Source organism: Agromyces marinus (genome assembly GCF_021442325.1).
Taxonomy (GTDB): Bacteria; Actinomycetota; Actinomycetes; order Actinomycetales; family Microbacteriaceae; genus Agromyces; species Agromyces marinus.
Window position 1 is genome coordinate 2,208,968 of record NZ_CP087879.1, and the last position, 11,415, is coordinate 2,220,382.

An 11,415-nucleotide genomic window follows, 5' to 3' on the forward strand; every position below is an offset into this window, starting at 1 on the left:
GATAGCATGGTCGCCGCCCGCCCCCACCGGAAGGATCCCGAATGATCATCGCCGCCGCCGACGGCTCGGCCCTCGGCAACCCAGGCCCGGCCGGCTGGGCCTGGTACGTCTCCGACGACTGCTGGGCCGCGGGCGGGTGGCCGCACGCGACGAACAACCAGGGCGAGCTGACCGCGGTGCTCGAGCTGTTCCGGGCGACGGCGCACCTCGACGACGAACTGCTCGTGCAGTGCGACAGCCAGTACGTGATCAACTCCGTGACGAAGTGGATGGCCGGCTGGAAGCGCAAGGGCTGGCGCAAGGCCGACGGCTCCCCCGTGATGAACCGCGAGCTCCTCGAAGAGCTCGACGCGGCGCTCGCCGGGCGTCGCTACCGGTTCGAGTGGGTGCGCGGGCACGTCGGCCACCCCATGAACGAGGCCGCCGACGCGCGCGCGCGGGCCGTCGCCGAAGCGTACCGACGCGGCGGCGACGTCCCGGTCGGCCCCGGATGGGCGGGCGGCTGCGACCAGCCGGCCGCCGATGCGCCCGATGCGCCGCCCGCCGTGGCCGCCGTTCCCGCGGCGTCCGTGATCGCCGACCGCGAGTCCGAGGATGCGGCACTCTTCGACTTCGACGAGCCCGAGGCCGACTGGCGCACACTCCCCCTCGAACTGACCACCGAGGAGCACACCCGCCTGGTCGAACGCGCTCGCGCCGCCGGGCTCACCCCCGAGGAGTTCCTGCGCGGGTTGATCTGAACCCGGCCCCGCGCCGTCGGGCCACAGGGCCGAGCCATCCCACCGCGAGCCCGGCCGCGACGATCCCGGCGGCCCCGGCGATCCAGAGCACCGCCTGATACCCGCCTCCGGCCGCGATGCCCGCCGCGATGCACCCGACCGTCGAGCCGATCGCCGATGCGGCGAAGTAGAACCCGTTCGCACGCGTCGCCGAGCCCGTCGCCAGCCGCGCGGCGACGTCCGGGGCCGCCAGCCTCGGCACGGGGATCCCCTGGTAGGTGATGAGCATGGCCAGCGCCGCGAGGATCAGCACGGGTGAGGTGGCCAGGCCGATCAGCGCCATCGCGCACGCGCCGAGACCGCGGACGAGGGTTCCCGCGGTGAAGACGCCCAGCGAGGTGGTGCGCGCCATGACCCGGCCGGCGACCAGCAGGGTCGCGATGTTCAGCAGGCCCGCGAGTCCGACGAGGAGCGAGGTGGCGACGTCGGTGAACCCGTACACGGCGGGCATGAGGTTCGCCAGCTGGCTGACCAGGCCGTTGCTGCCGAGGGACGAGACGAACACGACGACGAGGAACGCGGTGAAGGCCGCACCCAGTCCGCCCGTGCCCGCAGCGCCGCCCGGGCGCGCCGCGCCGGCCGGGTCTGGAGGGACCGCCTCGGCGGCGCCGGACCTGCGATGGGCGAGTGGGGCGGCGACCTCCGCCGTCGTCAGCCAGGCGAGCACCGCGAACAGGCCGAGGACGATCGCGCAGACGACGAAGACGGAACCCGCGGGCATCCCGACCGAGAGCGTTGCCGCGACGAGCAGCGCGCCGGCGAGCACGCCCGCGGGGTAGGCGAGGTTGAACACGGTCAGCCGGCCCGCCGTGACCTCGCGGTCGCGCGCCGCGCCCACGATGAACGCCGGCCCGATCGTGCCCTGCGCGGCCCACGCCGCCCCGAGCACGATCCCGAAGAGCGGCGAGTACCACGCGACCGCGGCATCGATGGCGAGCAGCGCGTACGCCGCGGCCATCGCCGCGATCGACGTCGTGTAGACGACCCGGTGCCGGCCCGTGCGGTCGACGAAGGCGCCGACCGCCGGGCCGACCGCCGCCGCGAGGCTGAGGACCGCGAACACGATCCCGACCCGCCACGGCGCACCGGTGACCTCGGTCACGAACGGCGGCACGAGCAGGGTCAGGAACGAGCCGGTCGCCGCGCCCACCGCGACGTTCGAGAGCATCCACCACTGGAACGACGCGCCCGCGGGGCGGTTCGCCGGCCCGCCCCGCCGTGGTCCGGGGATCGAGCCGTCACTCGACACGGATGAAGTCGCCCACCGTGTACTCGCGGTCGAAGAACTCCTGCTTCGGTCCGTAGAACCGGTAGAGGCTGAACCATCCCCGGCCGGGAACGGTCTTCAGCCAGTTCGTCGCACCCTCGGGCGGGTTCGGTCCCACGAACAGGCTGATCGATCCGTCCTCGTTCAGCGGGACGTCGTTCATGCCGTTGAGCGAGGGGTACTCCTGCCCGTCGGCGTCGACGCCCGACGCCGTCTCGGCGTCGTACACGGTGATCGACCAGAACAGGTTCGCGGGCGGGTCGGGCGGCAGGTCGATGCGGTACGTCCGCTCGCCTCGGAGGAACTGCCCGTCCGCGTCCTTGTAGGCGTTGCCGTACTTCGCTCCCATGCCCACGACCGAGGTCATCATGCCCGTGCTGATCGAGTAGTGGTTGACGAACATGTGCGCCTTCGCGACGACATCGGTGTGCCCGGTCGTGCGGTCCCGCCACTGCTCGTCGAGCAGCGTGTGCATGAAGTCGTCGGGGTGCGTGAGGACGTGCGCGACCCAGTGCCGGTCCTCCCACCACCGCGCCGAGGGGTGCTCGTCGAAGCTCGCGGCATCCGTCTTCGCGATCTTCCAGGCCGTCGTCGCAGCCTGATCGAGCAGTTCGCGCTGGCGGGCCGTGGGCGCGAACGTCCCGCCCTTGCGGATGCCGATCGCAGCGAGCATCCCGTGCATGTACGGGTCGACGGAGTCGACCGTCTCGCCCTGGATGAACTCGTCCAGCAGGTCGAAGGAGCTCGCGTCGTGAGCGAAGAGCGCGTCCGCGGCGACGTCTGACACGTGCTCGAACCGCATCGGCTCGGCCTCCCCGTTCAGCGGGCGGATGGTGATGCCCTCGATCGCGGCGACACCCGGGGCGAGGTCGTCGACCGACGAGAAGAACCCGCGGACGAAGATGAACACCCCGTTGGTCGGACTCGTGAACACGAACGCCCCATCGGGCACCTCGCCCGTGTAGCCCTCGGGCACGATTAGGTAGGTTCCCCCCTTGCCGTGGTCGGGTCCGGGGATGCCGACGTCGCCGAGGTAGCGGCGCCCGTCGATCTCGGGCCCGGTGAGCGGCCGGTGCCAGAAGTCGTCCATGAGCGCCTGCAGCTTCGGCGGCGCATCGATGATCAGCGGCCCGGACACCGCCAGGTCGGCGAAGGTGAGCCCGTAGATGACATCCGAGTTCGGGGTCGTGATGACCGTGTTCGGCTTCAGCCGCTTCTCGTAGACCGCCATGACGTTGTGGCCGACCCCCGAGGTCCGCTCGTGGCCCTTCTTCATCGCGACCATGTTCAGCGCCGGCAGTGACCACAGCCAGGTCTGCACGGCGCGCTGGAAGTACGCCTCCTCCTGCAGGGTGCGTGCTGCCTCCGGCGTCGGATACCCGCCCTCGAGCGGTGCCTGCGCCAGCTCCCGGTACCGGTCGGTCGATTCGGTCACGTCGTGTTCCCCTCCCCCGGCGACGACCGTCGTCGCCGGGGTCGAGTCTGCCGGTCGGGGTCGGCACGGTCAACGAGGCGCGCGAGCGGCGGCATCACGCTCGCACGGTGTCGCGCCGAGCGGCGCGCTACGCCGGCGAGTGGAAACGCTGCTGCGCCGCGACGAGGCCGTGCTCGGCGATGGCCTCGACCGCGTCCGCGGCATCCGCCAGGAGGCTCGGCACGGCGTCGCGCTCGGTGCCGGCGAAGTCGCGCAGCACGTAGTCGGCGGCTTCCATTCGCCCGGGCGGGCGGCCGATGCCGACGCGCACGCGCGTGAAGTCGGGCGAGCCCGCGGCCTTCTGGATGTCGCGGAGCCCGTTGTGCCCGCCGTGCCCGCCGCCGCGCTTCAGCCGCACGGTGTCGAACGGGATGTCGAGCTCGTCGTGCACCACGATGAGCCGGTCGACGTCGAGGGAGTAGAACTTCAGCAGTGCCGAGACCGGTCCGCCGGAGGTGTTCATGTAGCTGTTGGGCTTGGCGAGCACGAGCTTCGGCCGGCCCGGGCCGAGGAACCCCTCGGCGACGCGCGAGGGCGTCTTGTGGCTCTTGAAGGTCGCGCCGATGCGCGAGGCGAGCTCGTCGGCGACCATCTGGCCGACGTTGTGGCGGTTGCCGGCGTACTGCGCGCCGGGGTTGCCGAGGCCGATCACGAGCCAGGTGTTCTCGGGCACGACCTCGTCCTTCCGGCGGTGGAGGAGGCGGTCGAAGAAGTTCACGGATGCCTCCGGGCGGGTGTCAGGGGAACGGCGGAGGGCCCACGGCCCCGCGTTCCGAGCGTACCCGGATGCGGTGCCGCGGACCCTCGCGACGAAGCGGGATCGACTACTCGGCCGACTCGCCCTCTGCGGCCTCGTCGGCGGAAGCGGCCTCTGCGGCCTCCTCGCCCTCGGCGGCCTCGGGCTCCTCGCCGAGGTCGACCTTCTGCGGCACGTGCACGTTGATGACGAGCGCCTCGGCGTCGCTGATGAGCGTCGCGCCCTTGGGCAGCTCGACGGCGCCGGCCAGGATCTGGGTGCCCTCCTCGAGGCCCTCGACACTGACGACGACGTTCTCGGGGATGTGGGTCGCCTCGACCTCGAGCAGCAGCGTGTGCGCGTCGAGGTCGGCGATGGTGCCCGCAGCCGACTCGCCCTCGACGTGCACGGGCACCTCGACCTGGACCTTCTCGCCGCGCTTGACGACGATGAGGTCCATGTGCTCGATGATCTGGTGCACCGGGTCCTTCTGCACGTCCTTGACGAGCGCGAGCTGGCTCTTGCCCGCGATCTGCAGGTCGAGCACGGCGTTCGCCTTGCGGATGAGCAGCGCGGTCTCGTGGCCGGGCAGCGTGACGTGCTTCGGCTCGGTGCCGTGGCCGTAGATCACGGCGGGGATCTTGCCCGCGGCGCGGATCTTGCGGGCAGCGCCCTTGCCGAAGGATTCGCGCAGTTCTGCGACGACCTGGTTGTCTTCGTCCATGGTGATGGCTCCTTGCGGGCTCGCGGCCCAGAGTGGGTTCTGTTGTGTCGACTCGAACGCCCGGGGCCGCGTGCGCGGCCAGCGTGAGGAACAGCCGTAAGCCTGATTCCACCGCGTCGATAACGGATGCCGCACCGGGTCGGGCCCGGCTCCGGCGGCATCCCTCGCCGAAGTTCAATGGGTCAGTCTACCGGATGTCGCGGCCGACCGTTTCGCGCACCCCGTCGGAGCCGACGGGTCGGGGCGCGTCGGCGGCGGAGCCCGCCGATATGCTCGCCGCATGGGTTCCCGCCTGCACGACCTGGCCGTCGAGCACCTCGGCTCGCGGATCGTCTCGGGCGAACTCGAGGCGGGTGCCGTGCTGCGCACCGAGGTGCTCGAGGCCGAACTCCGGGTGTCGCGGTCGGTCGTGCGCGAGGCGGTCCGCGTCGCGCAGTCGCTGGGGCTCGTCGAGTCGGTCCGCCGGGTCGGGATCCGGGTGCTCCCGATCACCGCGTGGAACCTGTTCGACCCGTCCGTCATCCGCTGGCGACTCGAGTCCGGGCGCAAGGGCGCGCAGCTGCGCTCGCTCACCGAGTTGCGCACCGCGGTCGAACCGGTCGCGGCCGAGCTCGCTGCGCGCTTCGCTCCGCCCGAGCTGGGCGCCGGCCTGATGGGCGTCGCGGCGGCGATGCGGGCCGCGGGGCGAGCGGGCGATGCCGCGGGGTTCCTGGAACTCGACGTCGAGTTCCACCGATCGGTGCTGCGCGCGTCGGGCAACGAGATGTTCGCGGCGCTCGGCGACGCGGTCGGCGAGGTGCTTCGCGGGCGTTCCTCGAGCGGGCTGATGCCGGCGCATCCGAGCGAGGAGGCGATGCAGTGGCACGTCGACGTCGCCGACGCGATCCTCGCGGGCAGGGCGGATGCCGCGCGCGCGGCGATGCTCCGAGTGCTGGGCCGCACGGCCGACGACGTGGAGCGCACCTGGCGCGACATCCCGCGCGCCGGGTGGAGCGGCACCGAACCGACGGCGTGAGCCGAGGCATCCGTTTCAAATCATACGTAATGCCTGCGATACTGATTGGCGTCTGATTCTTGCCGAGCATCCACCTTGCTAGCGTTGATGCCGGAACCCGCACGAGCAGGAGCACGCGCATGCCCGAGAGCACCACCGCAACCGCAACCGCCAACATCGGAGTCGTCGGCCTCGCCGTCATGGGCTCCAACCTGGCCCGCAACCTCGCCAGCCGCGAGGGCAACACCGTCGCGGTATTCAACCGCTCCCCCGAGCGCACCCGCACGCTCACGACCGAGCACCCCGAGGCCGGCTTCGTCGCCGCCGAGAGCTACGACGACTTCGTCGCCTCGCTCGCCAAGCCCCGCACCGCCATCATCATGGTGCAGGCCGGGAAGGGCACCGACGCCGTCATCTCCGAGCTCGTCTCGCGCTTCGAGCCGGGTGACATCATCGTCGACGGCGGCAACGCGAACTTCCACGACACCATCCGCCGCGAGGCCGAGATCAAGCCGACCGGCATCCACTTCGTCGGCGCCGGCATCTCCGGCGGCGAGGAGGGCGCGCTCAACGGCCCGTCGATCATGCCCGGCGGATCGGTCGAGTCGTACGAGACGCTCGGCCCGATCCTCGCCTCGATCGCCGCGGTCGCCGAGGGCGAGCCGTGCGTGACCCACATCGGCACCGACGGCGCGGGCCACTTCGTCAAGATGGTGCACAACGGCATCGAGTACGCCGACATGCAGCTCATCGCCGAGGCGTACGACCTCATCCGCCGCGGCACGGGCAAGAGCCCGTCCGAGATCGCCGACGTCTTCGCCGAGTGGAACACCGGAGACCTCGAGAGCTACCTCATCGAGATCACCGCCGAGGTCCTCAGGCAGACGGATGCCGCGACCGGGCAGCCCCTCGTCGACGTCATCCTCGACGAGGCCGGCGCCAAGGGCACCGGCGCGTGGACCGTGCAGAACGCGCTCGACCTGGGCGTGCCCGTCTCCGGCATCGCCGAGGCCGTGTTCGCCCGGTCGCTGAGCTCCAAGCGCGCCCAGCGCGAGGCCGCCGCCGACCTGCCCGGACCGGACGAGGCCTGGACGGTCGCACCCGAGGACACCGACGCGTTCATCGAGGACGTGCGCCAGGCACTGTACGCATCGAAGATCATCGCCTACTCGCAGGGATTCGACGAGATCATCGCGGGCGCCGAGCAGTACGGCTGGAACGTGCACAAGGGCGAGGTCGCGAAGATCTGGCGCGCCGGCTGCATCATCCGCGCACGCTTCCTGAACCGCATCGCCGAGGCCTACGCCGACGACCCGTCGCTCGTCGCACTCGCGGTCGCACCGTACTTCCGCGACGCGATCGCCGGCGGCCAGTCCGCCTGGCGGCGCGTCGTCGCGACCGCCGCACAGGCCGGCATCCCGACGCCCGCGTTCTCGTCGTCGCTGGCCTACTACGACGGCCTGCGGGCCGACCGGCTCCCCGCCGCACTCGTGCAGGGCCAGCGCGACTTCTTCGGCGCGCACACCTACCGGCGCGTCGACCGCGACGGCGTGTTCCACACGCTGTGGTCGGGCGACCGCAGCGAGATCGAGACGACGCCGTCGTCGCACTGACACACCCGGCGCATCCGCGCGAGGAAGGAGGCCGACGTGCGCGAGCCGTCGTGGCGCCGTGAGGGCACCGATCCCGACTACCGGTTCACGCTCGCCAACGAGCGCACCTTCCTCGCGTGGATCCGCACCGCGCTCGCCCTCCTCGCGGGCGGCGTGCTCCTCGACCAGTTCGCCATCGGGCTCGAGCCGCGCATCGTCGTCCTGATCCTCGCGATCGTGCTCGCCGTCTCCGCCGCCGTCCTCAGCATCGGCGCCTACACGCGCTGGCGCGCGAACGAGGTCGCGATGCGGCACGGCGGCGCCCTGCCGTTCAGCTGGGTCCTCCCCCTGCTCTCGGCCGTCGGGCTCATCGCCGCGGCGGGCCTCGCCGTGCTGTTCGTGGTGACCGCGTGAGCGATGCCGCTGCGATCCCCCGCGACCCCGGCCTCCAACCCGAGCGCACCGCGCTGTCGTGGACGCGGACCTCGTTCGCGGTCGCGGTGAACGCGCTCCTGCTGCTGCGTGAAGGACTGGTGGCCGATCGCACCTCGCTCGTCGCGGCATCCGTCGTGCTCTTCGCCGGGGCCTGCGTCATCCTCGCCGTCGGGCGGCGGCGCCGTCGTGCGCTGTCCTCCCCCGGCGAGCCGCTCGCGATGCCGCTGCCGTACGCGTGGCTCGTCGTCGGCGCGACCCTCCTGGCCGGCGTGACGGCGATCGCGTCGATGCTCGCCGGCGACCTCGCGGGCATCGCGACATGACCGGCGAACCGCCGCGCGGCGACCCCTGGCCCGAGGAACTCGGTGGGCACGACGATGGCACCGATCACGGGCCCGTCGTCGGCCACCGCCGCCGTCGCGTCATCCGCATCGCCGTCATGCTCGCGCTCGGCGCGATGCTGCTGCCCGTCGTGCTCTCCGCCGTCGGCGTCGCCCGCGGCGCCGCAGCGCGCGCGTGCACGGTCTACGTGGCCGACCTCACCGTGCTCGACGACTCGCGCGTGGAATTCGACGCGTTCGCGCGTGGCGGTCCCGGATGGCTCTGCATCGCCGTCAGCCCGTCGGGCACGTCGACCGTGATCGGCAACCTCGGGCTCATGCCCGCCGCACCGAAGCCGGCGGTGCCCGGCAGGGAGACCTGAGCGCTCAGTCGTCGAGCAGCTGCTCGCGAACCTGCCGCCGGATGACCTTGCCGATGAGCGAGCGCGGCAGGTCGTCGACGGCGACCACGCGCCGAGGCACCTTGTACGGCGTCAGCCGATCGCGCACCGCGGTGCGGATCGCCTCGGCATCGAGCTCGGCGCCGGGCTGCAGCACGACCGCCGCGACGACCTGCTCGCCCGAGTGCTCGTCGGGCAGGCCGACGACCGCGCAGTCCGCGACATCCGGAAGCTGCCGGATCACGTCCTCCACCTCGCTCGGCGCGACGTTGAAGCCGCCCGTGATGATGAGCTCCTTGATGCGGTCGACGATGCGCACGAACCCGTCGTCGTCGATCGTGACGATGTCACCCGTCCGGAACCACGGCGTGCCGCCGTCCGGGTCGGCCGCGAAGACCGCGGCGGTCTCCTCCGGCTTGTTCCAGTAGCCGCCGAAGACCTGCGGACCGCGCACGACCAGTTCGCCGCGATCGCCCGCGGGCACGTCGCGCGTCGGATCGTCGGGGTCGACGACCCGGCACTCGGTGTCCGGCAACGGCAGGCCGACCGTGCCCGCCTTGCGCGTCGGCGCGACCGGGTTCGCCATGAGCACCGGCGAGCACTCCGACAGGCCGTACCCCTCGACGAGGTACCCGCCCGTGCGCTCCTCCCACGGCTCGACGACCGACGCCGACAGCGGCATGGCCCCGGAGATCGCGATCGAGATGCCCTCGAGCGACACGCCCCGCTCGGCCGCGGCCGCGGTCAGGCGCTCGTAGATGGGCGGGACGGCCGGCAGGAACGTCGGCGGGTGCTTCCGCACGACCTTGAGCACGAGCTCGGGGTCGAACTTCGGGAACAGCACGAGCCGTGAGCCCATGCTCATCGCGAAGGTCAGGCACAGCGTCAGCCCGTACGCGTGGAACATCGGCAGCACCGCGTACACGACCGAGGTGCCGCGCTCGATGTCGGGCACCCACGCGCGCGCCTGCGCGGCGTTCGCGAGCAGGTTGGCATGCGTGAGCGTCGCGCCCTTGGGGCTGCCGGTCGTGCCGCTCGTGTACTGGATCAGTGCGACGTCGCTCGAGCGCGGCGCGCGGATGTGCGCCGGGATCGGATCGGATGCCACGAGCCCCTGCCACGGCACCGTGCCCTGCACGCTCGTGGTGAGCGCCGCCCGCGACTCGCGCGCCTTGGCGATCGGCAGGCGCAGGGCGAAGCGGGTCGTGAACGGCATCGCACGGGTCAGGTCGACCGAGACGATGTGACGCATCGCGAGATCGTCGGGGAAGTCCTGGATCGAGCCCACGACCTTGTCCCACGCGATCACGACGCGCGCACCGTGATCCTCGAACTGGTGCCGCAGCTCGCGCGGCGTGTACAGGGGGTTGTGCTCGACGACGATCGCGCCCAGCCGCAGGACCGCGTAGAACGCGACGATGTGCTGCGGGCAGTTCGGCAGCACGATCGCGACCGGGTCGCCCGCCTGCACGCCGAGGCGCCGCAGGCCCTCGGCGGCACGGTCGATCTGCTCGCCGAGGTCGGCGTACGAGGTCTCGCGCCCGAAGAACTCGAGCGCGGGCCGGTCCGGATACTGCCGGACCGTGTCGTGGATCAGGTCGACGAGCGATCCCTCGGGCGCCGGCAGCTCATGCGGGACGCCCGGGGCGTAGCTCTTCAGCCAGGGCTTCGCCGTGGCATCCGCCATCAGGCCGCCCCGTCGAACATGCTCGTGACCGAGCCGTCCTCGAAGATCTCGTGGATCGCACGCGCGAGCAGCGGCGCGATCGGCAGGACCGTCAGTCGGTCCCAGCGCTTCTCCTCCGGGATGGGGAGCGTGTCGGTCACGACCACGCGATCGATGAAGTCGGACTGCAGGATCTCGACCGCGGGGTTGGAGAACACCGCGTGGGTCGCCGCCACGACGACGCCGACGGCGCCGTTGGCCTTGAGCGCCTCCGCGGCCTTGACGATCGTGCGGCCCGTGTCGATCAGGTCGTCGACGAGCAGGCACACCCGACCCTCGACCTCGCCGACGATCTCGTGCACCGAGACCTGGTTCGGCACGAGCGGGTCGCGGCGCTTGTGGATGATCGCGAGCGGAACGCCGAGCTTGTCGGACCAGATGTCGGCCACGCGGACACGCCCCATGTCGGGCGAGACGACCGTGAGCGTCTCCGGGTCGAGCGAGTTCTTGAACTCCTCGAGCAGCACCGGCATCGCGAACAGGTGGTCGACCGGGCCGTCGAAGAAGCCCTGGATCTGCGCGGCGTGCAGGTCGATCGACATGATGCGGTCGGCGCCGGCCGCCTTGTAGAGGTCGGCCACGAGGCGCGCCGAGATCGGCTCTCGGCCGCGGCCCTTCTTGTCTTGGCGGGCGTACGGGTAGAACGGCGAGACGACGGTGATGCGCTTGGCCGACGCGCGCTTGAGCGCGTCGATCATGATGAGCTGCTCCATGAGCCACTCGTTGATCGGCGCCGCGTGCGACTGGATCACGAACGCGTCGCAGCCGCGCACGCTCTCGTCGTACCGCGCGTACAGCTCGCCGTTGGCGAAGGTGCGCGCATCGGTCGGGACCAGCTCGCTGCCGAGCTCGCGGGCGATCTGCTCGGCCAACGCCGGATGCGCGCGCCCCGACACGAGCACGAGGCGCTTGGATCCGGTGGTCTCGATTCCCGACATGCTGACTGTCCTTCCCACCGGCGGTGCCG

Annotated in this window: 12 protein-coding genes; 6 read left to right on the top strand and 6 right to left on the bottom strand. The window is 71.6% G+C overall.

Features of this window, described 5'->3' with window-relative positions; all coding sequences use genetic code 11:
• The first annotated feature begins 41 nt into the window (after window positions 1-41).
• Window positions 42-740, top strand: a complete 699-nt coding sequence (locus DSM26151_RS10295) for a ribonuclease H family protein (protein WP_234659464.1) — start codon at window positions 42-44, stop codon at window positions 738-740.
• Here the strand turns inward: DSM26151_RS10295 and DSM26151_RS10300 are convergent.
• From DSM26151_RS10300 to DSM26151_RS10315, 4 genes are all read right to left on the bottom strand, one after another.
• Entirely contained in the window at window positions 706-2,028 is a 1,323-nt protein-coding gene (locus DSM26151_RS10300; RefSeq protein WP_234659465.1) for an MFS transporter, read from the bottom strand. The two genes, DSM26151_RS10295 and DSM26151_RS10300, sit on opposite strands and share 35 nt — an antisense overlap.
• Window positions 2,018-3,481: a DUF1254 domain-containing protein gene (locus DSM26151_RS10305; protein WP_234659466.1), complete on the bottom strand. Its 1,464-nt coding sequence runs from the start codon at window positions 3,479-3,481 to the stop codon at window positions 2,018-2,020. The genes DSM26151_RS10300 and DSM26151_RS10305 overlap by 11 nt, the downstream gene beginning before the upstream one ends.
• A gap of 127 nt (window positions 3,482-3,608) precedes the next feature.
• Window positions 3,609-4,238, bottom strand: coding sequence for an aminoacyl-tRNA hydrolase (gene pth, locus DSM26151_RS10310; protein ID WP_407650931.1), 630 nt, complete (start codon window positions 4,236-4,238; stop codon window positions 3,609-3,611).
• Window positions 4,239-4,344: 106 nt separating this feature from the next.
• On the bottom strand, window positions 4,345-4,980 hold the full coding sequence (locus DSM26151_RS10315) for a 50S ribosomal protein L25/general stress protein Ctc (protein ID WP_234659467.1): 636 nt from the start codon (window positions 4,978-4,980) through the stop codon (window positions 4,345-4,347).
• 280 nt (window positions 4,981-5,260) lie between these two features.
• On the opposite strand from DSM26151_RS10315, the gene DSM26151_RS10320 reads away from it, so the two are divergent.
• The 5 genes from DSM26151_RS10320 (at window position 5,261) to DSM26151_RS10340 (ending at window position 8,704) form a co-directional block, all read left to right on the top strand.
• On the top strand, window positions 5,261-5,995 hold the full coding sequence (locus tag DSM26151_RS10320) for a FadR/GntR family transcriptional regulator (RefSeq protein WP_234659468.1): 735 nt from the start codon (window positions 5,261-5,263) through the stop codon (window positions 5,993-5,995).
• A 119-nt stretch (window positions 5,996-6,114) separates the two neighbouring features.
• Window positions 6,115-7,587 (top strand): NADP-dependent phosphogluconate dehydrogenase, encoded by a 1,473-nt coding sequence (gene gndA, locus DSM26151_RS10325; protein ID WP_234659469.1) that lies wholly within the window; start codon window positions 6,115-6,117, stop codon window positions 7,585-7,587.
• Window positions 7,588-7,623: 36 nt separating this feature from the next.
• Window positions 7,624-7,980: a YidH family protein gene (locus DSM26151_RS10330; RefSeq protein WP_234659470.1), complete on the top strand. Its 357-nt coding sequence runs from the start codon at window positions 7,624-7,626 to the stop codon at window positions 7,978-7,980.
• Window positions 7,977-8,324 (top strand): DUF202 domain-containing protein, encoded by a 348-nt coding sequence (locus DSM26151_RS10335; RefSeq protein ID WP_234659471.1) that lies wholly within the window; start codon window positions 7,977-7,979, stop codon window positions 8,322-8,324. The genes DSM26151_RS10330 and DSM26151_RS10335 overlap by 4 nt, the downstream gene beginning before the upstream one ends.
• Entirely contained in the window at window positions 8,321-8,704 is a 384-nt protein-coding gene (locus DSM26151_RS10340; protein ID WP_234659472.1) for a hypothetical protein, read from the top strand. Before DSM26151_RS10335 ends, DSM26151_RS10340 begins: the two co-directional genes overlap by 4 nt.
• Before the next feature lie 4 nt (window positions 8,705-8,708).
• Here DSM26151_RS10340 and DSM26151_RS10345 read toward each other — a convergent pair whose 3' ends face one another.
• Window positions 8,709-10,409 carry a long-chain-fatty-acid--CoA ligase gene (locus DSM26151_RS10345; protein WP_234659473.1) on the bottom strand — a complete coding sequence of 567 codons (1,701 nt, stop codon included), beginning with the start codon at window positions 10,407-10,409 and terminating at the stop codon, window positions 8,709-8,711.
• Entirely contained in the window at window positions 10,409-11,386 is a 978-nt protein-coding gene (locus DSM26151_RS10350; RefSeq protein ID WP_234659474.1) for a ribose-phosphate diphosphokinase, read from the bottom strand. The genes DSM26151_RS10345 and DSM26151_RS10350 overlap by 1 nt, the downstream gene beginning before the upstream one ends.
• Window positions 11,387-11,415: the final 29 nt, after the last annotated feature.